Annotated in this window: 21 protein-coding genes; 11 read left to right on the top strand and 10 right to left on the bottom strand. The window is 45.7% G+C overall.

Annotated features, from left to right (window positions below; translation table 11 throughout):
• Positions 1-12 precede the first annotated feature (12 nt).
• Together glyS and glyQ are read right to left on the bottom strand one after the other, a co-directional pair.
• Positions 13-2,088 carry a glycine--tRNA ligase subunit beta gene (gene glyS, locus OMP94_RS04440; protein WP_266276508.1) on the bottom strand — a complete coding sequence of 692 codons (2,076 nt, stop codon included), beginning with the start codon at positions 2,086-2,088 and terminating at the stop codon, positions 13-15.
• Entirely contained in the window at positions 2,088-3,014 is a 927-nt protein-coding gene (gene glyQ / locus OMP94_RS04445; protein ID WP_266276513.1) for a glycine--tRNA ligase subunit alpha, read from the bottom strand. The genes glyS and glyQ overlap by 1 nt, the downstream gene beginning before the upstream one ends.
• A gap of 159 nt (positions 3,015-3,173) precedes the next feature.
• Between glyQ and gshB the strand changes: the two genes are divergently transcribed.
• From gshB to OMP94_RS04460, 3 genes are read left to right on the top strand one after another with little or no spacing between them, the layout of a single operon-like run.
• The gene (gene gshB / locus OMP94_RS04450) at positions 3,174-4,124 is read left to right on the top strand and encodes a glutathione synthase (protein WP_266276515.1); all 951 of its coding nucleotides are present in this window, start codon (positions 3,174-3,176) and stop codon (positions 4,122-4,124) included.
• Positions 4,115-5,143 carry an FAD:protein FMN transferase gene (locus tag OMP94_RS04455; protein ID WP_266276517.1) on the top strand — a complete coding sequence of 343 codons (1,029 nt, stop codon included), beginning with the start codon at positions 4,115-4,117 and terminating at the stop codon, positions 5,141-5,143. Before gshB ends, OMP94_RS04455 begins: the two co-directional genes overlap by 10 nt.
• A 13-nt stretch (positions 5,144-5,156) precedes the next feature.
• On the top strand, positions 5,157-6,149 hold the full coding sequence (locus tag OMP94_RS04460) for an energy transducer TonB (protein ID WP_266276520.1): 993 nt from the start codon (positions 5,157-5,159) through the stop codon (positions 6,147-6,149).
• A gap of 10 nt (positions 6,150-6,159) precedes the next feature.
• Here OMP94_RS04460 and OMP94_RS04465 read toward each other — a convergent pair whose 3' ends face one another.
• Both OMP94_RS04465 and uvrA read right to left on the bottom strand, forming a co-directional pair.
• Positions 6,160-6,768 carry an inorganic triphosphatase gene (locus tag OMP94_RS04465; RefSeq protein WP_266276525.1) on the bottom strand — a complete coding sequence of 203 codons (609 nt, stop codon included), beginning with the start codon at positions 6,766-6,768 and terminating at the stop codon, positions 6,160-6,162.
• Positions 6,765-9,584: an excinuclease ABC subunit UvrA gene (gene uvrA, locus OMP94_RS04470; RefSeq protein ID WP_266276527.1), complete on the bottom strand. Its 2,820-nt coding sequence runs from the start codon at positions 9,582-9,584 to the stop codon at positions 6,765-6,767. Before uvrA ends, OMP94_RS04465 begins: the two co-directional genes overlap by 4 nt.
• 50 nt (positions 9,585-9,634) lie before the next feature.
• Here uvrA and OMP94_RS04475 point away from each other — a divergent pair, with 50 nt between their 5' ends.
• The 3 genes from OMP94_RS04475 (at position 9,635) to ppnN (ending at position 13,020) form a co-directional block, all read left to right on the top strand.
• Positions 9,635-11,011, top strand: a complete 1,377-nt coding sequence (locus tag OMP94_RS04475) for an MFS transporter (RefSeq protein WP_266276529.1) — start codon at positions 9,635-9,637, stop codon at positions 11,009-11,011.
• Positions 11,012-11,053: 42 nt separating this feature from the next.
• Positions 11,054-11,539: a single-stranded DNA-binding protein gene (gene ssb, locus OMP94_RS04480; protein ID WP_266276531.1), complete on the top strand. Its 486-nt coding sequence runs from the start codon at positions 11,054-11,056 to the stop codon at positions 11,537-11,539.
• Positions 11,540-11,652: 113 nt separating this feature from the next.
• On the top strand, positions 11,653-13,020 hold the full coding sequence (gene ppnN / locus OMP94_RS04485; protein ID WP_266276533.1) for a nucleotide 5'-monophosphate nucleosidase PpnN: 1,368 nt from the start codon (positions 11,653-11,655) through the stop codon (positions 13,018-13,020).
• Between the two features lie 35 nt (positions 13,021-13,055).
• Here the strand turns inward: ppnN and OMP94_RS04490 are convergent, their stop codons facing one another.
• Complete coding sequence (locus OMP94_RS04490) at positions 13,056-14,594, bottom strand: AmpG family muropeptide MFS transporter (protein WP_266276535.1); 1,539 nt, start codon at positions 14,592-14,594, stop codon at positions 13,056-13,058.
• Positions 14,595-14,723: 129 nt separating this feature from the next.
• Here OMP94_RS04490 and dinB point away from each other — a divergent pair, with 129 nt between their 5' ends.
• On the top strand, positions 14,724-15,800 hold the full coding sequence (dinB, locus tag OMP94_RS04495) for a DNA polymerase IV (RefSeq protein WP_266276537.1): 1,077 nt from the start codon (positions 14,724-14,726) through the stop codon (positions 15,798-15,800).
• Positions 15,801-15,807: 7 nt separating this feature from the next.
• On the opposite strand, the gene OMP94_RS04500 is transcribed toward dinB, so the two are convergent.
• A complete protein-coding gene (locus OMP94_RS04500; RefSeq protein WP_266276539.1) occupies positions 15,808-16,587 on the bottom strand; it encodes an exodeoxyribonuclease III in 780 nt (259 codons plus the stop codon).
• Between the two features lie 106 nt (positions 16,588-16,693).
• On the opposite strand from OMP94_RS04500, the gene rpsT reads away from it, so the two are divergent.
• The gene (gene rpsT / locus OMP94_RS04505) at positions 16,694-16,954 is read left to right on the top strand and encodes a 30S ribosomal protein S20 (protein WP_266276541.1); all 261 of its coding nucleotides are present in this window, start codon (positions 16,694-16,696) and stop codon (positions 16,952-16,954) included.
• Positions 16,955-17,012: 58 nt separating this feature from the next.
• Here the strand turns inward: rpsT and proB are convergent, their stop codons facing one another.
• The 4 genes from proB to rplU form a co-directional block, all read right to left on the bottom strand.
• Positions 17,013-18,143: a glutamate 5-kinase gene (gene proB / locus OMP94_RS04510; protein WP_266276543.1), complete on the bottom strand. Its 1,131-nt coding sequence runs from the start codon at positions 18,141-18,143 to the stop codon at positions 17,013-17,015.
• A 2-nt stretch (positions 18,144-18,145) separates the two neighbouring features.
• Positions 18,146-19,195: an Obg family GTPase CgtA gene (gene cgtA / locus OMP94_RS04515; RefSeq protein ID WP_266276545.1), complete on the bottom strand. Its 1,050-nt coding sequence runs from the start codon at positions 19,193-19,195 to the stop codon at positions 18,146-18,148.
• A 103-nt stretch (positions 19,196-19,298) separates the two neighbouring features.
• Positions 19,299-19,556, bottom strand: a complete 258-nt coding sequence (gene rpmA / locus OMP94_RS04520) for a 50S ribosomal protein L27 (protein ID WP_266276547.1) — start codon at positions 19,554-19,556, stop codon at positions 19,299-19,301.
• Between the two features lie 39 nt (positions 19,557-19,595).
• On the bottom strand, positions 19,596-19,907 hold the full coding sequence (rplU, locus tag OMP94_RS04525) for a 50S ribosomal protein L21 (RefSeq protein ID WP_266276550.1): 312 nt from the start codon (positions 19,905-19,907) through the stop codon (positions 19,596-19,598).
• Between the two features lie 161 nt (positions 19,908-20,068).
• On the opposite strand from rplU, the gene ispB reads away from it, so the two are divergent.
• The 3 genes from ispB to hpnD are packed head-to-tail and all read left to right on the top strand — an operon-like array spanning position 20,069 to position 22,228.
• Positions 20,069-21,037: an octaprenyl diphosphate synthase gene (ispB, locus tag OMP94_RS04530; protein ID WP_266276553.1), complete on the top strand. Its 969-nt coding sequence runs from the start codon at positions 20,069-20,071 to the stop codon at positions 21,035-21,037.
• A 40-nt stretch (positions 21,038-21,077) separates the two neighbouring features.
• On the top strand, positions 21,078-21,386 hold the full coding sequence (locus OMP94_RS04535; protein ID WP_266276555.1) for a (2Fe-2S) ferredoxin domain-containing protein: 309 nt from the start codon (positions 21,078-21,080) through the stop codon (positions 21,384-21,386).
• Positions 21,383-22,228: a presqualene diphosphate synthase HpnD gene (gene hpnD, locus OMP94_RS04540; RefSeq protein ID WP_266276557.1), complete on the top strand. Its 846-nt coding sequence runs from the start codon at positions 21,383-21,385 to the stop codon at positions 22,226-22,228. The genes OMP94_RS04535 and hpnD overlap by 4 nt, the downstream gene beginning before the upstream one ends.
• Position 22,229 lies beyond the last annotated feature (1 nt).

A 22,229-nucleotide genomic window follows, 5' to 3' on the forward strand; every position in this document is an offset into this window, starting at 1 on the left:
GACAGCCTCCGTTTATTGTTGCAGGCAGGAAATATCGGCAACGCCGATAAACAATGCCCGTGTTTGGTTTAGTAATGCCAAACGATTATCACGAACCGCAGGATCATCAGCCATAACCATGACGTCATCAAAGAATTTATCGATGCTGTCGCGCATTGTCGCCAAACGATTTAATACCGCTGCGTAATCTGCATCCTGCATTAGAGGTGCAACATCAGTCTGCACTTCAGCCAGCAATTTCGCTAAGTCTTGTTCAGCACTATCACTAAGCAAATCCGCTTTTAAATCTAATTGCTGATCGTAAGCACCATTCTTACGCAGAATATTATCGATACGCTTGTTCGCAGCAGCTAATGCTTCGGCTTGTGATAACTCACGGAAACCACTCACCGCTTTCAAACGCTGCATAAAGTCTAGTGGTCGACTTGGCGCAACAGCCATAACGGCTTCAAATGTATCAGTGGTCGCCCCGCTATCCAGCACGTAACCACGCAGACGTTCAAACATATAATTTTGCACTTGCTCAGCGGTATTTTCTTCGCTCAGTTTGCCAGCAAAATTATCAACTGCACGCGGTAATAGTTCAGATAAATCTAAATCTAATTGTTTTTCGATAATAATGCGCAGTGCGCCCAATGCCGCACGACGCAATGCAAATGGATCTTTTGCACCTGTTGGTGGCTGACCGATACCAAATAGACCGACCAAGGTATCGAGTTTTTCGGCCAAACTCAGTGCCTGACCAATCTGACCTGCAGGCAGGTCATCACCCGCAAAGCGTGGCATGTATTGCTCATCAAGCGCATTCGCAACCTCGGCAGGTTCGCCATCTAACGTTGCATAGTTACGGCCCATGATGCCTTGCAGCTCAGGAAACTCACCCACCATTTCGGTGAGCAAGTCGCATTTCGCCAGTTCACCAGCACGTTGAGCCAATTTAGGATCAGCGCCAATTTGTTCAGCAATCACACTCGCTAATGCTGCAACACGCTGAGATTTATCAAAAACCGTTCCCAATTTATTTTGGAAAACGATGGTTTTCAATTGCTCCTGACGGGCAGATAAAGGTTGCTTACGATCGGTATCCCAGAAAAATGCTGCATCACTGAGACGAGGACGAATAACACGCTCGTTACCGGCAATGACTTGGTCAACATCGCGACTTTCAATGTTACTAACCGTAATAAAGTTAGCTAGTAATTCACCTTGTTTGCTTTCAACTGGGAAATACTTTTGATGGCCTTGCATTGAAGAAATCAAAGCCTGTGGTGGCAACTCAAGGAAGCGTTGGTCAAAACTACCAGCAATGGCAACTGGCCATTCCACCAAGCCAGTCACTTCATCAAGCAATTCACTATCAATAATCGCCTGACCACCTAGGCTTGTCGCCAACTCAGTAACTTGACCACGAACGGCTTCACGACGAGCAGCAAAGTCCGCCAGCACATGACCTTCAGTTTCTAATTGTGGCGCATAACTACGAGCGCTATTGATACGAATTGGTTTTGGATGATGGAAACGATGGCCGTAGCTAATACGATCGGCAACCGTATCTAAAATCGTCGCAGGAACAACCTCATCACCAAGCAGCATTACCAACCAATGCACGGGGCGGACGAACTCGGCATTTGAGTTGCCCCAACGCATTCTTTTCGCGATCGGCAGCGCATCTAATGCTTGCTGGATGATCTGAGGTAATAATTCAGCAGCCGCTTGACCGTCTTGTTGTTGGCGATAGACCAGCCACTTACCTTTATCTGTTTCCAAGGTTTCCAGCGCATCGACGTCGACACCACAAGAGCGTGCGAAACCTTGCAAGGCTTTGCTTGGATTCCCCTCATCATCAAATGCGGCATTGACTGCAGGACCGCGTCTTTCTACTTCGCGGTCAGCCTGGCGAGTCTGCAAATCATAAACAGCTAACGCCAAACGACGTGGCGCAGCATACACCTGTGTGCTGCTAAAACTTAATTCCGCAGTTTTTAAGCCTTGCTCAACGGCAGTTTGCAGGGCGTTACTTAAATTACCTAAGGCAGTTGGTGGTAATTCTTCGGTACCCAGCTCAAATAGAAAATCTTGCTGACTCATTATTTTGCCTCCTGCGCTGACAACATCGGGAAGCCTAAAGACTCACGACGGTCGTAATACGCTTGGGCAACAGCACGGGCCAAGGTTCTGACACGTAAAATAAATCGCTGACGTTCAGTGACCGAAATCGCTTTTCGGGCATCGAGCAAGTTAAAGGTATGTGATGCTTTGAGCACCATTTCGTAAGCTGGCAAAGGCAAACCTGCAGCAATCATGCGTTCACTCTCGGTTTCACAGGTATCAAATAAAGCGAACAAGTGCTCAGTATTGGCATGTTCGAAATTATAAGCCGACATTTCGACTTCATTTTGATGGAAGACATCGCCATAGGTCACTTTGCCCAGCGGACCATCAGCCCACACCAAGTCATAAACGCTTTCAACACCTTGCAGGTACATAGCGATACGCTCTAAACCATAGGTGATTTCACCGGTAACAGGCTTACATTCGAGACCACCGACTTGTTGGAAGTAAGTAAACTGCGTCACCTCCATCCCGTTTAACCAAACTTCCCAACCAAGGCCCCATGCGCCTAATGTGGGTGATTCCCAGTTATCTTCGACAAAACGAATATCATGGACAGAGGTATCCAAGCCCAGCATACGTAATGAACCCAAGTACAAATCTTGGATATCAAGTGGTGATGGTTTGATGACCACCTGAAATTGGTAGTAATGCTGTAACCGGTTAGGGTTTTCACCATAACGGCCATCAGTTGGACGACGTGATGGCTGCACATATGCAGCGCTCCATGGCTCAGGGCCAATCGCACGTAAAAACGTCGCCGGGTGGAAGGTACCCGCGCCGACTTCCATATCGTAAGGTTGCAATAAAACGCAGCCTTGTTCGGCCCAATATTGCTGTAGCCGTAAAATCAATTCCTGAAAGGTTTTTGGCGTGGCCGTCGATACCGCAGGCTCAGTCATGTGTCGTCTCTTTTCAATCGAAATTTAAAATGTTTTGATTATAGCGAAAATGCGGGCTGCTTGTAGAGTTGCATATCACTCTAAAGCTCGGTAGCAACAACATTTTACTGCCGGCATTCCGGTACAATGACATCAGCAATTCTGAGGAAACAGGACCCCATGACCCGACGTATCGGTATCGTGATGGACCCAATTCAGGCCATCAACACCAAAAAAGACAGCAGTTTTGCCATGTTATTAGCCGCGCAAGCGCGTGGCTGGCAAATCTTTTATATGCAGCAGTCTGACTTATTTTTGCGCGATGGTCAGGTATTGGCTTCCATGGCGACGGTATCGGTTAAAGATGATCCCAATGATTGGTATCAACTTGGCGAAGCCCAAATCGCACCGTTAACAACACTTGATGCCATCTTGATGCGCAAAGATCCGCCGTTTGATATGGAATATATTTACAGCACGTATTTATTGGAGCAAGCGCAATCAAAGGGTGTCTTGATTGTGAATGCCCCCCAAAGCCTGCGTGATGCTAACGAAAAACTATTTACAGCCTGGTTTCCACAGTGCTGCCCGCCGACCTTAGTGACCCGCCAGAAATCCTTAATTAAAGAATTTCAGGCTGAGCATGGCGATATCATTATCAAACCACTAGATGGCATGGGCGGCGCCTCAATATTTCGTGTCATGCAAGGTGATCCTAATTTCTCAGTGATCGTTGAGACACTCACTGAACATGGCACCAAGTCCGTCATGGCACAACGTTATCTGCCAGCAATTAAAGACGGTGATAAACGTATTTTGCTGATTAACGGTGAGCCTGCACCTTATGCATTAGCCAGAATTCCAGCTGATGGTGAAACCCGTGGCAACCTTGCTGCAGGAGGCCGTGCTGAGGGGCGTGAATTAACAGAACGTGATCGTTGGATTTGCCAGCAAGTAGCTGACAAATTACGTGAAAAAGGTCTGATGTTTGTCGGCTTAGACGTGATTGGTGATTATCTGACCGAAATTAATGTGACCAGCCCGACCTGTATACGGGAACTTGATCGTTTATATAACCTCGATATCGCTGGCGATTTGATGGCTTCAATTGAGAAACAACTATGCGCTTGACAGGTTTAATGCTGTTCAGCCTAGGCTTACTAACAGCCTGTGGTGAACAACCAGCACAATCCACCAAAATTTATGCTTTTGGTACCGAAATCGACATCAGTATTTATGGTGAAGATGATGAAAAATTCGAACTCACAATTGGTCAATTAGAAGAAACCTTTAACGGCGTAAATGACCTCTGGCACGCCTGGCAGCCAAGCATCTTAACCAAGATAAATGATGCCATTGCAGCCGGTGAAACCATTGCTGTGGATGACAATGTCGCAACAGTCATCGAGCAGGCACGCCAATTAGCGGATGACAGTGCTCACTTATTTAATCCCGCAGCAGGCAAATTATTTAGCCTGTGGGGCTTTGAACAAGATGATTGGTTTGAATCACGCCCACCGCCAGCACAAACAGAAATTGATAACTGGTTGGCAGCGCAACCGACAATGGATGACATTGTTATCGAGAATGGCCAGTTATACAGCAATAACAATATGGTCAAACTAGGATTTGGCGGTTTTGCTAAAGGTTATGCTGTCGATGCTGCAATCGATGTTTTACAGGCCAATGACATCCACAATGCCATCATTAATATCGGCGGAGATCTCCGTGCTATTGGTCAACATGGACAACGTCCATGGAATATTGGCATTCGTCATCCACGACAAGATGGTGTGTTAGCTTCAGTGCAAGTTCATGATAATGAGAGTGTATTTAGCTCTGGCGACTATGAGCGTTATTTTGAATATGAAGGTGAGCGTTATCCGCATATCCTAGATCCACGCACCGGCTACCCAGCGAATAAAGCGATGTCGGTCACAGTGATTGATACCAATGCAGCCCGTGCAGATGCGGCAGCCACAGCGTTATTTGTCGCCGGTTCAGACTGGCCTCATGTCGCTGCTGAAATGCAGTTACAACATGTTATGTTGATGACAGCCGATGGCATTTTGGAAATGAGCCCAGCAATGGCAGAACGTGTAAAACTCATCAACTATCAAGATGAACCGGTTTTACGTGACATTCGCTAATTTGGATTGACCTATGGGCAATGACAGCAACGACCGTTTGATATTTACCCTGCTTTTCTCGGTAATTATTCATGTTGCTTTGGTATTAGGCGTTAGCTTTAATATTTTTTCGTCGCCAACCAATACGCCAGTAAATAATCTCGATATCACGCTGGTCAAACAACAAACTGTTAAGCCACCAGAGGAAGCCGATTTTCTGGCTCAAGCTGACAATGAGGGTGGTGGTGAATTAGATACGCCAACACCTGACCCGTCGCCAGATTTACCCGTGCCGTTAGCGGAAGATTCCCCATCCTCTGCACCACAGGTACAAATGACCGAAGTTGAGCCTGTTACGCCAACACCAGAAGTTATGCCACAGGTAACACAACCTGCACCTGAGCCAACCCCTGCTCCAGCGCCCACACCTGAGGCGAAACCTGAGCCAACGCCAAAAGTTGCCGCCCAAAAAGTGACCACTAAAGAAGCCGAACGCAAAGTTGAAAGCGTTGAAGCCGATAGTGAAACACAAAAATCTGCAGAAGATATTGCCGAGCCAACACCGCCTCGACCAAGTGCCAGCGAATTGATGGCGCAGGCACGCAATGAAATCAGTTCGTTACAAGAACAGTTAGAGCGTACCAGTAAAGCGCTAAGTGAAAGACCTAAAAAACGTCGTATTTCCGCAGCCACCAAAGAATTTGCCGCAGCAGCCTATATGCGCTCATGGGAAATGAAAGTCGAGCGAATTGGTAATATGAATTACCCACAAGAAGCGCGCGAAAAAGGTATCAACGGCAGTTTGATGTTGTCAGTGGATATTCGGCCAGATGGCAGCGTACCACCGGATGGTATCGTCGTTTCACGTTCATCAGGACATAAAGTCTTGGATGATGCCGCTATCAAAATCGTCCGTCTCGGTGCGCCTTATGCGGAAATCCCCAAAGACGTGCTGAAAGATAACGATATGCTGACGATAATCCGCACTTGGAAGTTTGAAAGTCAGCGTGGTTTATCAGCACGCTGATATCAAATTGTTATTTTTTGGCCAGTAAGTCGTAACCTAACTGTGCTTTATTGACCGGATTATCATCAAGCGGCAAATGTTGTTTCAATTGATCTGAGAGCTGCTGCAAGACGTCTAGCTCACCATGACGTAACTCTAGTTCAATTTCATGAATCGGTGTTTGATCATCAGCGGTTTTCACAAAACCTTGATCATATGCCAATTCGACATGGGTGCCATCAATATCTAAATCCCAAGTTTCCCTGGTGAACTCAGTACTGAAAATACATTCAAGCTGTTGCCATTGTCCCGCATCATCAACGATCGGCGCCAACGGTGTTTGTCTTAATAACGCTTTATCAAACTGACCATTGAGTAACGGCTGATCCCACTCTTCACGTTGGTGCAAACCATCTTTAACTTGTCCCGCACTTTTGACGGTCTGGATCCATTGCCCTTCCACTTTACGTAGACGCAAAGCGATACGCATATCTCGCAACTTAAAGTTTGGCGTATCGTAATAGTCCGTCCGTAGTGACTGCGTTTTACGACTCGTCACCTTGGTTTCTAACCAGTCAAGCGTGGTCAGATCCAGTGACTCACCACTGACTGCTAATTTAATTTCTTGTTCGAGACTCATTTCAATAACGGTTTCAGGTAATGACCAGTGTGTGATTGTTTATCTTGCGCTACTTGTTCCGGCGTGCCAACCGCAATGACCTGGCCACCACCCGAGCCGCCTTCCGGCCCCATATCAATGATCCAGTCTGCAGTTTTCACAACATCAAGATTGTGTTCAATAACCACAATCGTATTACCGCGGTCACGCAAGCTATGTAAGACTTTTAACAATTGCTCGATATCAAAGAAATGTAGCCCGGTTGTTGGCTCATCGAGGATATATAAGGTTTTGCCGGTATCACGCTTGGAGAGCTCTTTTGCCAATTTGACCCGCTGCGCTTCACCACCCGACAAAGTTGTCGCGTTTTGCCCAAGCTTAATATACGTCAGACCAACATCGATTAGGGTTTGCAGTTTTTTGGCAACCACAGGAATGTTTTCAAAGAAGACATTGGCATCTTCAATGGTCATATCCAGCACTTCGGTAATGGTTTTACCTTTGTAGCGAATATCCAACGTCTCACGGTTATAACGTTCACCTTTACAGACGTCACAAGGCACGTAAATGTCTGGCAAAAAGTGCATTTCGACTTTAATCAGGCCATCACCCTGACATGCCTCGCAGCGACCGCCTTTGACATTAAAACTAAAGCGACCTGGACCATAACCACGCGAACGCGCCTCTGGCGTACCAGCAAATAACTCACGAATGGGTGTAAACAATCCGGTATAGGTTGCCGGGTTAGAACGCGGCGTACGGCCAATCGGGCTTTGGTTAATGGCGACAACTTTATCGAGCTGTTCTAAACCTAAAATTTCGGTATGCGGTGCGGGTTCTTCAGAAGCGCCGTTTAAGGTTTTGGCCGTTAACTTCAATAAGGTTTCATTAATCAGCGTCGATTTACCGCTACCAGAAACACCAGTCACACATGTCATCAGACCGATTGGAATATCAACATCAACATGTTTCAGGTTATTACCACAAGCACCTCGCAGCCCAATGATTTTACCGGCATGGGCTTTTTCGCGTTGTTTCGGTACGGTAATTTCACGACGTCCAGAAAGGTATTGCCCGGTCAGCGAGTGTTCACTTTCCATGATTTCCTGAGGACTACCCTTGGCAACAATTTCACCACCATGGACACCAGCACCGGGACCAATATCTAAAACATAATCAGCACTGCGAATCGCATCTTCATCATGCTCAACCACGATGACGGTATTCCCCAAATCCCGAAGACGGGTCAGTGTCGCCAACAAACGATCATTGTCACGTTGATGTAAACCAATTGAAGGTTCATCGAGAATGTACATAACCCCCACCAGACCAGCGCCGATCTGACTTGCCAGTCTGATCCGCTGCGCCTCGCCACCCGATAAGGTATCGGCACTACGCGCTAAATTCAGGTAATCCAAACCTACGTTAACCAAAAAGCTTAATCGTGCACCGATTTCACTGATGACTTTACTCGCAATTTCACCGCGTTTACCCGGTAATTGCAGCTGCTCAAAAAATCGTTTGGCTTCACCTATTGGTAACGAGGTGATTTCCGGTAGGTTGGTGTCTTGAACAAAAACATTTCTGGAAGCCTCCATCAATCTCGCACCGTGACAATCAGGGCAGGCACGAACGGAATGAAACTTCGCGAGCTCATCACGGACGCTACCGGATTCTGTTTCATGGTAACGGCGTTGCAGATTAGGCACGATACCTTCAAACACATGATGGCGTGTTACTTGGCGACCACGATCACTAAAGTAACTGAAATCAATTTCGGTACGACCACTACCGTACAGAATGACTTCACGAACCTTTTCAGGTAATTCATCAAACGGTGTTTCTAAATCAAACTGATAATGCGCTGCCAATGACTGCAACATTTGATAGTAATAAGCATTGCGGCGGTCCCAACCACGAATCGCACCTGCTGCCATACTTAATTCAGGATGTGCCACCACGCGAGCAGGATCGACAAATTGCTTCATACCCAAGCCATCACAAGTTGGGCAAGCACCTGCTGGGTTATTAAACGAAAACATCCGAGGCTCGAGCTCTGCTATCGAATACCCACACTCACTACAAGCGAAACGTGCAGAAAATAGCGTAACATCTTCAGGATCATCCATCGAAACGACTTTGGCGACACCATCAGCGAGCTTTAATGCTGTCTCAAAAGACTCGGCCAAACGCTGCTGAATATCATCACGTACTTTAAAACGATCAACGACAGCTTCAATCGTATGTTTTTTACGTAACTCCAGTTCTGGCGGGCTATCTAATTCAATTACTTCACCATTCACTCGGGCGCGAACAAAACCTTGGGCACGTAACTCACCTAAAAGATCTCGATGCTCACCTTTACGGTCCTGCACAACCGGCGCCAACAACATTAAGCGCTTGCCTTCTGGCATCGCTAATACCGCATCAACCATTTGGCTGACTGTTTGCGCGGCTAGTGGTTGGCTATGGGTCGGACAACGAGGCTCACCCGCACGAGCAAATAATAGCCGCAGATAATCGTAAATCTCGGTAATGGTACCGACGGTTGAGCGTGGATTATGTGAGGTCGATTTTTGTTCAATCGAAATCGCCGGCGATAAGCCTTCGATATGATCAACATCTGGCTTTTCCATCATCGACAAGAACTGCCGCGCATAAGCCGATAATGACTCTACATAACGGCGCTGCCCCTCGGCATATAGGGTGTCAAAAGCCAGCGATGACTTGCCTGACCCCGAAAGGCCAGTAATCACAATCAGTGAGTCACGCGGCAGGTCGACATCTATATTCTTAAGGTTATGGGTACGGGCGCCGCGAATGCTGATTTGTTTCATGCAAGTTCCGTAGTAAAATCAAACGGATCAATATACTCTGTCCCGCTATCATGACGCAAAAACAAACCGCATCGGCCGCACTTAGCGCGTCGGAAAAACGCTCTATTTCAGGCCTAGCAATCATTTTCGCTTTGCGAATGCTGGGTTTGTTTATGATTCTTCCGGTGTTTTCCCTCTCCGCACAACAATATGCACACAGCACACCTTTACTTATCGGGCTGGCAATCGGCGCTTATGGTTTAACGCAAGCGGCACTGCAAATTCCATTTGGCATGATGTCTGACCGAATTGGTCGCAAAAACGTCATTTTTATTGGTTTGGTTTTATTTGCGCTGGGTAGTGTGCTGGCAGCCGTGGCGGACTCCATCTACACCGTTATTTTAGGCCGTCTTTTACAAGGTAGTGGCGCGATTGCTGCCGTGGTTATGGCGCTGACCGCAGACTTAACCCGAGACCAACATCGCACCAAAGCGATGGCCGCGATTGGTATCAGTATTGGTCTTTCGTTTTCATTAGCACTTGCTAGCGGTGCAGCCCTTGAAAGCAGTTTGGGTTTAGATGGCATCTTCTGGGCAACAGCGATATTAGCGGTTGTGGGAATGGCAGTTTTGAAATGGTGGGTACCGACACCACATCGCCATAAAGTTCACAAAGAGATGAAGCCTGCCAAAAAACAATTAATGGATGTGCTGACCAATCGCCCTATCATGCGCATGGTCATCAGTATCTTGCTGTTACATCTGCTACTGACATTAAGCTTTTTTGCTCTGCCTATCGCACTGCAAGATTTTGCCGGCATTGCCAAAGAAGATCTGGCAAAAACCTACCTACCTATTTTGTTACTCGCTTTTGTCACGATGGTGCCTTTCATTATCGTGGCTGAAAAACACCGTCAAATGAAAATAGTGTTTATTGGCGCTATTGCGGTATTAGCGATTGCACAGTTCGGGTGGGCTTTAAAGCCAGGCTCGTTAACACTTTTACTGTTATGTTTATGGTTATTTTTCACAGCATTTAATATCTTAGAAGCCAGCCTACCATCGATGATGTCTAAGCTCAGCCCCCTTTATTACAAAGGCACAGCAATGGGCGTGTACTCAAGTGCACAATTCATCGGTGCATTTTTAGGGGGTGTACTTGGCGGCGTTATTTATAGCTTTGGTGATATCAGTTGGATATTTTTCACCGCGATGGGATTATGCCTGTTATGGTTATTAATGATGTTGCCAATGGCGGCACCCACGCATTTTAGTCATCGCATTATTCCCTTGAAGGGCTTAACAAAAGCAAATGCCGATGACTATCAAAACCAGCTAGAAAGCATACCGGGCGTTGTTGAAACAATTATTGTGATTCAAGACAAGCTTGCTTATGTGAAATTTCTCGCTGATGATACCGACATTACCGAATTAGAGTCCGTTGCCTAACGCGGCGGAGCAAGTGAATAAAAGAAAACAAAGGAACAGACCATGTCAGTAAACAAAGTTATTCTGGTTGGCCGCCTTGGTGTGGACCCAGAAAGTCGTGCATTTCCTAATGGCGGCTCAATTTGTAACCTGCGTGTTGCAACCTCAGAAACCTGGCGCGATAAACAAACCGGTGAACGTCAAGAACGTACTGAATGGCACCGTGTGGTCTTGCGTAACAAGCTAGGTGAAATTGCTCAACAATACTTACGTAAAGGCTCACAGGTGTATATCGAAGGCCGTATTCAAACACGTAAGTGGCAAGATCAAAATGGCCAAGATCGTTTTACCACTGAGATCGTTGGTAATGAAATGACGATGCTGGATACCAAAGGTGGCAGCGGTGGTGGCGATAGCAGCTTTGACCAAGGTCAGAGCCGCCCACAACAACAAAACAACTATGGTAGTGCACAACCTGCTTCAGCTTCTGCTGGCCCAGATTACGGCGGTGGTGATGCTGACTACTACGATGATGATATTCCGTTCTAAACGCATCATATTGATTCTGATTGAAAACCCCGCTAGTCGGGGTTTTTTTTGGTCAAAATACTTGCTGTTGTCAAAATTCAATGGGACGATGAAGTCAAAAACACGAGAGAGTTATGCAAGCAAAAATCAAACGTACATCGATCCGTCCGCTTCGAACTTTAAACCTACTGTCACAGGAAGAAATTCGCCGCTTAACCAACCCAAGCGAAGGTTTGCACCGCCTTTTTCGCGATTGTGCTTTGGCCATTCTTAACACCGATAGCCATCAAGATGATGCTGAACAAGTTTTTAATACCTTTGCAGATTTTGATATTCGATTGGTCCCCCAATCTCGCGGCATTCTGCTTGAAATCGATAATGCACCAGCCCAATCATTCGTTGGTGAAACGCTGATCAAAGGTATCCAAGAACATTTATCCTCAGCGCTACGCGATATTGTTTATACCGACTTTAAAATTCTCGACCAACCACCTGTCACCCCCGAACAAATCACCGACAGCGTGTTTATGATTTTGCGAAATGCCAATGTGGTTCGGCCAACCATTCCACCAAATATGGTGGTCTGCTGGGGTGGCCACTCTATCCCTAGGGAAGAATATGATTACGCTAAACATGTGGGCTATGAATTAGGCTTGCGAGGTCTGGATATCATTACCGGTTGCGGTATTGGCGCCATGAAAGGGCCAATGAAAGGTGCTGCAGTTGGTCATGCCAAACAACAAATAAAAACGGGCCGATATATTGGCATTAGCGAACCGGGCATTATTGCTTCTGAGTCACCAAACGCTATCGTTAATGAACTCATTATCATGCCGGATATCGAAAAACGCCTTGAAGCGTTTGTCCGTCTTGGCCACAGCTTTATCGTTTTTCCTGGCGGTGTCGGCACGGTAGAAGAAATCTTCTATTTGCTTAGTATTTTGTTACATCCGGAAAACAAACAAGGCATCCCACTTATCTTTGCAGGCCCATCGTCATGTGAAGAGTACTTCAAAACCTTAGACAGCTTTTTAAAGCAATGCCTTGGTGAGGATATTGCCAACTTATACGAGATCATTACCGGTGAACCTGACGTGGTGGCCCAGCGTAGCCGTGAAGCTGTCGATGGTGTGCAAAAAGCACGTCGTAATACTGAAGATGCCTATTACTTTAATTGGCAATTGCACATTGACCCTATGTTGCAATATCCCTTTATTCCAACGCACGAGAATATGGCATCACTGCGTCTGTTCCCAGACATGCCAAAGCATGAATTGGCAGCGCAACTTCGTGCAGCGTTTTCAGGGATTGTAGCGGGTAATGTCAAAGCCTTTGGGATTAGAGAAGTGGCCGAGCATGGCCCGTATCAAATTAATGGTGACCCTGCTTTGATGCGCGCGATTGATAATTTGTTAAGCCAATTTGTCCGTGATCAACGAATGAAGTTGGGGCAAGATGCCACACGCTACCAACCTTGTTATCAAATCATCAGCGATAACTAATCTAAAGACCCACAGCTATGTTGGCTGTGGGTTAGTTAGTCTTCTATCCGAAAGTGTCGGCCAGCCAGCCAAATGATTAACAATACTGGTAAGCCGAGTAACGCTGTTATCAGGAAAAACTGCTGATAGCCCATCGACTCAACCATCGAGCCTGAGTAACCACCCAATATTTTTGGAAATAACGTCATTAATGAACTAAAGATGGCGTATTGCACTGCGGTAAATGAAATATTGGTCAGGCTAGATAAAAAGGCAATGAAAGCGGCGCTTGCCAAGCCAGCAGATAAATTATCGGCTGAAATGACGATGTAAAGCATGACAATGTCATTGCCCATTGAGGCTAATAACATAAACAACAAATTAGTCAGCGCAGACAAAATAGCGCCTAAAAACAAAATGCGCATCACGCCGTAGCGCATAGCTAAGATACCACCAACAAAACCGCCAAAGATGGTCATAAATAAACCAAAGGTTTTTACCACCGTAGCAATTTCTGGTTTGGTAAAGCCCATGTCTTGATAAAAGACATTGGCAATGACACCCAACACAATGTCGGAAATTCGATATAAACCTACCAGCATCAATAATAACAATGCCGCCGACAAACCATAACGTCGGAAAAAATCAGCAACAGGTTCAACATAACTACGCTTTAAAATAGCGCGTGGCACCATTCCAACGCCAATTAATGTTCGACCAATCGTAATCGCAACTATAGCCGCCAGTGCTAACCGTAAAAACTCGACTATCAGTGTCGTAAGTGGGCCATTGACCAAGATGGGTAATAGGCTTTCACGTAATTGTATTGACCAATTGTTTGTGAAATAAAAACAGCTAATAAAACCAGCCATTGCCAAAGCAAAAGCCAGCAACAAACCAATATAATCTTGCCGGCTATCGACAACTTTCGCCACAGCGACTTCTGGCTCCCGAGAAACCAATGTTGTTATCACACCGATAAACATGAGTAATGCCATGATGAAATAACTTTGCTGCCACGCACTGTAGTTATAAGCGCCCATTTCTGAACCAAAGAAACTGGCGAGATATAATGCACCCGCACCGGCTAGCAACATACCAATTCGGTAACCTGCGATATAACTGGCTGACATCAGAGCTTGTAGCCTAGGCTCAGCTGACTCAATTCGATATGCGTCGATAACGACGTCTTGTGTTGCTGCGGAAAAACCAAGTAACACAGCAGCAACAGCCATCAAGGTAAGCGAATGGGTTGCAGGATCAATCATCGCCATCATTAAGATCGCCATGATGATCATCATCTGTGACAACAATAGCCAGCTTCGTCTGCGCCCCAATAATTTATGTAATACAGGTAAAGGCAAAACATCCAACAATGGTGCCCAGACAAATTTAAATGAGTAGCCTAATGCTGCCCAACTAAAATAAGTCACCGCACTACGTTCAATGCCCGCTTCACGAAGCCATAAACTTAGCGACGAAAAAATCAGCAGCAACGGCAAACCAGCAGCAATGCCTAAAAACAGCATCGTTAAGACTTGCGGTGTTAGAAATCCTTGCAGACTCTCCTGCCAAGAACGGATACGATCAATCAAACTGGCATCTCAGAAATATAATCAATTGGCTAAAGTAACATTGACGACAACGGCAATCCACTTTGTTATGTGATCTATACCGCATTGGACTTGATTCACCTTACTTGAAAGTAAAAACTATCCACCCAAATGGCTAAACAACGCAAAATCATACATGTCGATATGGACGCTTTTTTTGCTTCCGTAGAGCAACGCGATTTTCCGGAATTGCGAGGAAAACCTGTGATTGTTGGTGGTCAACCAAATAGTCGAGGTGTTGTTGCTGCCTGTAGTTACGAAGCCCGTAAATTTGGCATCCACTCCGCAATGGCCTCATCTCGTGCCTACCGACTATGTCCAGAGGCTATTTTTGTTCGGCCACGATTTGAAGCTTATCGTGAGGTATCTCAACAAATTCGCGACATCTTTTGGCGTTATGCATCCGAAGTTGAGCCATTATCACTAGATGAAGCCTACCTTGATGTCACCTTCACTGAGTCTTTTAATGGTTCAGCAACCCTCATCGCTAAAGCCATCAAAAAAGAAATCTTGGCAGAAACAGGGCTAACCGCCTCAGCGGGTGTTTCCTATAATAAATTTCTCGCCAAGATCGCTTCTGATATGGATAAACCTAATGGCCTATTTTTGATTCGCCCCGAGCAAGGCCAAGCATTTGTTAACCAATTAGCTATTGGCAAGTTTCATGGAATTGGCCCAGCCACTGAAGCCAAAATGAAAAACTTTGGCATTCATACCGGCGATGATTTACGTCAGAAAACGCTCGACGAACTGACCGAAAGTTTTGGTAAATCTGGTCAATATTATTTCAATATTGCCCGGGCGATTGATGAACGACCTGTTCGAAGTAAAAGGCTGCGTAAGTCGCTGGGTAAAGAAACAACTTTTGCAGAGGATATAACGTCACTAGAAGAGCTGACACAAATTTTATATGGCCTTGCTGAACAAGTTTTGAATGGCTTGCAAACACAGCAACTCCAAGCCCGAACGATTACTGTAAAAGTTAAATACGCTGACTTTCAGCAAGTAACCCGAGCCCAAACTATAGATACCGCAATCACCTTGTCTATTTTGAAAACATGGTTGCCACAATTACTGCAGCGCACTGATGCTGGCAAAAAGCCGGTACGTTTAGTTGGGGTGAGTCTTAGCGGCTTTGACTTACCCCAGCCTAATCAAAGCGCTCAGCCCCAACTTAATTTCACCTAGTTTAAATCTAGGCTAAATCAATCCCCTGATAATCCACTGTTAGCGGCGCGTGGTCAGAAAAACGTTCATCACGATAAATATCAGTCGCCTTAACAGTACCTTTTAGATTAGGACTCAAAATATGGTAATCAATGCGCCAACCAGTATTGTTGGCCCATGCCTGGCCACGGTTTGACCACCAGGTATATTCGTGTTCTGCTTGCGGTAATTCACGAAATGCATCGACAAATTGCATCTCATCAAAGAGCTTGTCTAACCAAGCGCGCTCTTCTGGCAAGAACCCCGAGTTTTTCTGATTACCTTTCCAGTTACGAATGTCTTCGTTTTTGTGAGCAATATTCCAATCACCGCAAACGATAAATTCACGACCTTCATCAACAATTTGTTGAAGACGGGACTCAATGAAATCCATACAGCGATATTTGACTTCTTGCCTGACATCACCCGATGTGCCGGAAGGTAGGTACAAAGAGACAACACTTAATTTACCAAACTGCGCTTCAATATAACGTCCTTCAGAATCAAACTCCTCATTGCCCATACCTTCAATAATCTTGTCTGGTTGTTGCCGGCAATAGAGCGCAACACCACTATATCCAGGTTTTTGCGCATCATGATAGGAACAGTGGTAACCTTCCGGGTGAAATTGAGGATCAGTTAATTGATGTATTTGTGCTTTGGTCTCTTGAATACAGACAACATCAGCATTTTGCTTGGCCAACCAGTCGAAAAAACCTTTGCGCGCTGCAGCCCGAATACCGTTCACATTTGCCGTTATTACCCGCATTTGTCCTCACCCATAAAAATTTGCACATAATACCATTTACAAACGGGTTAAAAATCAGGATAATGCCCGGTTCATAAACAAACAGCTGATTTTTAGGAGAAGCACTTTGGCAAACTCAGCACAAGCAAGAAAACGCGCTCGTCAAGCGGAAAAACACCGCCAGCTGAATGCTAGCCAGCGTTCTGCCATGCGTACCACCATCAAAGCAATCAGAAAAGCGATTGTCGCTGGTGACAAAACGCAAGCAACTGCTGCTTTCCAAGCCGCAGTGCCTGTTCTGGATCGTATGGCTCGCAAAGGCCTGATTCACAAAAATACTGCAGCACGTGGTAAGAGTCGTTTGAACAACGCTGTTCGCGCGATGTAATCAACACACGTTGTTGCTTAAAAAAACCGGCTTTCGCCGGTTTTTTTATGTCTGTTATTTAAGCCGTGACGACCAAGTTGTCACGATGAATCAATTCTGGCTCATCAACATACCCCAAAATCGTTTCAATCGCTTGGCTTGATTGGCCCATGATTTTAGCCGCTTCTTGATAACTATAGTTCACTAATCCACGCGCAACTTCTTTGCCACGTAAATCACTGCAAATCACTAACTCACCTCTTGAGAACTGCCCTTCGACAGCATGTACACCAACAGGCAAAAGGCTTTTACCCTGCTGGCAAATCACATTAACCGCACCGTCATCTAACATGATGCGGCCTTTCGGAATTAAATGACCAACTAACCATTGCTGACGCGCTTTAATCGGTTTGATATCTGGCCACAGTAATGTGCCGACGCCATGACCCGCAGCCAAATGACGTAAATTATCAGGCTGCTTACCCGATAAGATAACGGTGGTTGCCCCCGATCGTGCAGCTCGTCGAGCAGCCAGTAATTTGGTCGCCATACCGCCACGCCCCAACTCACCTTTGCTATCACCCGCCATTTGGTCTAAATGTGGATTACTGGCTGCTGATGCGGCCAACATACGCGCATTCGGGTTAATTCTTGGGTCGCTATCAAATAAACCATCTTGATCGGTCAGAATGACCAATACATCGGCTTCAATAAGGTTCGCAGTCATCGCTGCCAAGGTGTCATTATCACCAAAGCGAATTTCTTCCGTGGCGATGGTGTCGTTTTCATTGACGACCGGTAAAACCCCCATGTCGAGCAATGTTTGCAAAGCACTACGCGCGTTTAAATGACGCCCACGATCCGAAAGATCTGAATGTGTAAGTAAAATTTGCGCGGTATGAATACCATAATACTGACAAGCAGTTGCATAGGCATGAACCAAGTTCATTTGACCAACACTGGCGGCTGCTTGTAATTGATTTAAGGCATGAGGACGACGACGCCAGCCCAACTGCTGCATACCGGCAGCGACAGAACCAGAAGTCACCAAAACGACTTCTTTACCCTGACGTCTTAATTCAGCAATTTCACCACTTAACCAACGAATACGATCAATATCCAGACCTTCGCCTGGTTTGGTTAGTAGCGCACTTCCGATTTTAATTACCCAGCGACGGGTGGACACCAATTGTTGATGCGGGTTTTCCAAGCTCAATCCTCAGCTTCAAGATCCTCTGGCGCAGCCGATTCTTGCTGCGTTTCCAGAAATGCCATGACATCTTCACATAATGCGTCACAGCCTTCACCATTTTTACCACTTACATGATATACCGGACCCTGCCAATTTAAGCGAGATAACACTTCCTGACACAGTTCTTCACGGATATCCTCTGGCACCAAATCCATTTTGTTCAGGACCAACCATTGGGGCTGTTTACCCAAAGCATCACTATAACGTTTCAGTTCGTTATTAATAATATTGACGCTTTCGACTGGATCTTGCTCAACATCAACAGGCGCCATATCCACCAGATGTAAAAGCAAACGCGTACGCGTTAAGTGACGCAAAAATTGGATACCGAGCCCCGCGCCCTCTGCCGCACCTTCTACTAGTCCGGGAATATCGGCAATCACGAAACTGCGCACATCTTTGAGGGTAACAACACCCAGATTTGGGTGTAATGTCGTAAAAGGATAGTCGGCAACTTTAGGTTGTGCAGCTGAAACTTGGCTGATAAATGTCGACTTACCAGCGTTAGGTAAACCTAATAGACCGATATCTGCCAAGAGCTTCATTTCTAGGCGCAGTTGACGTTCTTCACCAGGCGTACCATCTGAAGTTTGCCTTGGCGCACGGTTAATACTGGACTTATAACGCAAGTTACCGAGACCATGCCAGCCACCTTTGGCAACCATTAACTTGTCACCAGACTTGACCAAATCACCGATTAATTCGTCAGTATCGTCATCCCATGCCTCAGTGCCCACCGGGACTTTGATAACAAGATCATCACCACGCGCACCACTACATTGGCGACCGCGACCATTTTCACCACGTTGCGCTTTAAAATGACGCTGATAACGAAAATCGATTAGTGTATTAACCTGCTCGTCAGCGATTAAATAAACATCACCACCATCGCCGCCATCACCACCGTCTGGTCCGCCAAAGGGAATATATTTTTCACGACGAAAACTTAGGCAGCCATTGCCACCATCACCTGCTTTTACGGTGATTTTCGCCTCATCTACAAACTTCATCTCGGACCTTTAATCTCCCTCTGAAAAACTCAGAGGCTAAATACAAAAAACCCCGCATCAGCGGGGCTTTAAGCTGTCTGCCCCGGTAGGGCTTACAGAAATTTTATTCAGCAACAACGCTGACAAAAGTGCGGTTATTTGCACCTTTCGTTTCAAATACAACTTTACCATTTGCTGTAGCAAACAAAGTGTGGTCTCTACCAACACCAACATTACGACCAGCGTGGAATTTAGTACCACGTTGACGAACTAAGATGTTACCACCCAGAACAGTTTCACCACCGAAGCGTTTAACACCAAGGCGTTTCGACTCTGAGTCGCGACCGTTACGTGTACTACCACCCGCTTTCTTGTGAGCCATGTTTAAATCCTCTTCTTAAATCTAATCGTCAACGCGAAATTAGGCTGTGATGCCAGTAATTTCGATTTCAGTAAATGACTGACGGTGACCCATCTGTTTACGGCTATGTTTACGGCGACGGAATTTGACGATTTTTACTTTATCGCCACGGCCATTAGCAGCTACTTTAGCAGTAACTTTGGCACCTTCCAGGTACGGCGCACCAACTTTAATGTTGTCGCCTTCGCCAACCAACAGAACTTTATCAAGCTCAACTGTTTCACCAGCTTCTGCGAAAAGTTTTTCTACGCGGAGGGTTTCGCCCTCTTTAACACGGTATTGTTTACCACCAGTCGCGACAATAGCGTACATCGCTGTCTCCAAAAATAAGTAATTATTGCAGGTAACCCAACAAAAGACCGGCAATTGTAGCCCGTTTGTTTATACAGATCAAATGCAAATTGAAATATTTGCGCATCCAACGCCTGCGTGCCAAAGTACGCGTTTTAGTAATCAACAGGCACGCACGCTCCGTGGATATTCAATCCATTTACGCACTTATCCGCGAGGATATGGATGCGGTAAACGCTATGATACAACAGCGCTTGCATTCAGAGGTGGTATTAATCAATCAATTAGGCCATTACATCATTAATAGTGGTGGTAAACGACTTCGTCCTGCCATTGCACTTCTCAGTGCGCGCGCATGTGGTTATCAAGATTCGGGGCATATTAATCTTGCCACCATTATCGAATTCATCCATACCGCGACGTTACTGCATGATGATGTTGTTGATCATTCTGAAATGCGTCGTGGCCAAGAGACAGCCAATAGCGTTTGGGGAAACGAAGCCAGCGTTCTAGTCGGTGATTTCTTATATACCCGCGCTTTTGAAATGATGGTGGAACTGGAATCCATGAAAATCATGAAGATTCTTTCTCACACAACCAATGTCATTGCTGAAGGCGAAGTACTTCAACTTCTCAATGTTCACGATGCGGATACTACTGAAGAAAGATACCTTCAGGTTATCCATCATAAAACAGCTAAGTTATTTGAAGCTGCCGGACAGCTCGGTGCCGTTCTTAGCCAATCAAACGAAGAAACAGAAGACGCACTTGGTCGTTATGCAATGCATCTCGGTAGCGCCTTCCAATTGGTTGATGACTTATTGGACTATAGTGCCCAAAGTGACACATTAGGCAAAAATGTTGGTGATGACTTGGCCGAGGGTAAGCCGACATTACCACTCATTTATGCAATGCATCATGGTGACAGCAGCCAATCGGCTATCATTCGACAAGCAATTGAAAATGGCGAACGTGATCGTATTGCCGAGATCCTCACTATCATTCAAGACACCGGCGCTATTGATTACACTGCCAAAGCAGCACAAAAAGAAGTCGATGCTGCAAAAAATTGTCTAAATGTTTTGCCTGAGTCAGCGTACAAAACAGCATTATTATCTTTAGCTGATTTTGCGATTTCAAGAGAGTTTTAAGCTGGCCGATTAAATTAGGATATAGGTAACCCGATTAGCAATGTCTGACTTTTATAAACATCACGTATTCTTTTGTACTCATCAACGCTCTGACGATGAAGGCAAACCGTATTGCATGCAACATGATGCTCAGGGTTTACGTGATTACGCCAAGGAACGTGTTAAGTCATTGCGGCTTAAAAAAGTCCGTATTAATAACGCGGGCTGCCTAAACCGTTGTGCTCAGGGACCGATGATGGTGATTTACCCTCAGGGCATTTGGTATCAATATCACGACAAGCAAGATGTTGATGAAATCATCGATCAGCATCTGGTTAACGGCCAAATTGTTGAACGGCTAAAAAAATGACGCCTCAGCAATACTGCCGTGACAAAGCCGCGCGCAGTGGCTCTAGCTTTTATTATAGTTTTCTCTTTCTTCCACAACCTAAGCGCGATGCCATCATGGCCCTATACGCCTTTTGTCGTGAAGTCGATGATGCCGTAGATGAAATCAGTGATCCTGTCGTTGCAGCGCAAACTTTAGCTTGGTGGCGCACTGAGATTACAAATACTTTTATCGGCAAACCAACTCATCCAGTTGGCAAAGCCTTGGCTGATGCACTAAAACACTTCGATCTCAATGAAGAATATTTTATGGAGATCATTGATGGCATGGAAATGGATTTGCATACCAATCGCTATGCCGCTTTTAAACATCTAGCCTTGTATTGTTATCGTGTCGCAAGCGCCGTAGGTCTGCTATCGGCAGAAATTTTTGGCTACCAAGATCGTAAAACGCTTAAATTTGCCGAAAAACTAGGGTTAGCGTTACAACTGACCAACATTATTCGTGACGTTCGTGAAGATGCTGAACGCGGACGAATCTATTTACCCCAAGATGAGTTGGTTCAATTTCGGGTAAGTGAACAGCAAATTCTGGCACTACAGAGTTCGGTTGAGTTAACGGAATTGCTTAACTTTCAAACACAACGTGCCCAACAAGCCTATGACGAAGCGCTTGCTCTTTTACCTGAGATCGATAGAGAACAACAAAAAACAGCGCTCATCATGGCTGCAATTTATCGTAGTACGCTGGATGAAATTGCCGATGATGGTTACCAAGTGATGCATCATCGTGTCTCATTAACACCTCTGCGTAAATTATGGATAGCTTGGCGAACGTCACGCCAGGCAAACCGCGCACAATAAA

The sequence above is a fragment of the Methylophaga sp. OBS3 genome, from assembly GCF_026319325.1.
Taxonomy (GTDB): Bacteria; Pseudomonadota; Gammaproteobacteria; order Nitrosococcales; family Methylophagaceae; genus Methylophaga.

Excerpts from the sequence above, each read along its gene's own strand:
- glyS (WP_266276508.1), bottom strand. The coding sequence starts at position 2,088 with ATGAGTCAGCAAGATTTTCTATTTGAGCTGGGTACCGAAGAATTACCA.
- glyQ (WP_266276513.1), bottom strand. The coding sequence starts at position 3,014 with ATGACTGAGCCTGCGGTATCGACGGCCACGCCAAAAACCTTTCAGGAA.
- gshB (WP_266276515.1), top strand. The coding sequence starts at position 3,174 with ATGACCCGACGTATCGGTATCGTGATGGACCCAATTCAGGCCATCAAC.
- OMP94_RS04455 (WP_266276517.1), top strand. The coding sequence starts at position 4,115 with ATGCGCTTGACAGGTTTAATGCTGTTCAGCCTAGGCTTACTAACAGCC.
- OMP94_RS04460 (WP_266276520.1), top strand. The coding sequence starts at position 5,157 with ATGGGCAATGACAGCAACGACCGTTTGATATTTACCCTGCTTTTCTCG.
- OMP94_RS04465 (WP_266276525.1), bottom strand. The coding sequence starts at position 6,768 with ATGAGTCTCGAACAAGAAATTAAATTAGCAGTCAGTGGTGAGTCACTG.
- uvrA (WP_266276527.1), bottom strand. The coding sequence starts at position 9,584 with ATGAAACAAATCAGCATTCGCGGCGCCCGTACCCATAACCTTAAGAAT.
- OMP94_RS04475 (WP_266276529.1), top strand. The coding sequence starts at position 9,635 with ATGACGCAAAAACAAACCGCATCGGCCGCACTTAGCGCGTCGGAAAAA.
- ssb (WP_266276531.1), top strand. The coding sequence starts at position 11,054 with ATGTCAGTAAACAAAGTTATTCTGGTTGGCCGCCTTGGTGTGGACCCA.
- ppnN (WP_266276533.1), top strand. The coding sequence starts at position 11,653 with ATGCAAGCAAAAATCAAACGTACATCGATCCGTCCGCTTCGAACTTTA.
- dinB (WP_266276537.1), top strand. The coding sequence starts at position 14,724 with ATGGCTAAACAACGCAAAATCATACATGTCGATATGGACGCTTTTTTT.
- OMP94_RS04500 (WP_266276539.1), bottom strand. The coding sequence starts at position 16,587 with ATGCGGGTAATAACGGCAAATGTGAACGGTATTCGGGCTGCAGCGCGC.
- cgtA (WP_266276545.1), bottom strand. The coding sequence starts at position 19,195 with ATGAAGTTTGTAGATGAGGCGAAAATCACCGTAAAAGCAGGTGATGGT.
- rpmA (WP_266276547.1), bottom strand. The coding sequence starts at position 19,556 with ATGGCTCACAAGAAAGCGGGTGGTAGTACACGTAACGGTCGCGACTCA.
- rplU (WP_266276550.1), bottom strand. The coding sequence starts at position 19,907 with ATGTACGCTATTGTCGCGACTGGTGGTAAACAATACCGTGTTAAAGAG.
- OMP94_RS04535 (WP_266276555.1), top strand. The coding sequence starts at position 21,078 with ATGTCTGACTTTTATAAACATCACGTATTCTTTTGTACTCATCAACGC.
- hpnD (WP_266276557.1), top strand. The coding sequence starts at position 21,383 with ATGACGCCTCAGCAATACTGCCGTGACAAAGCCGCGCGCAGTGGCTCT.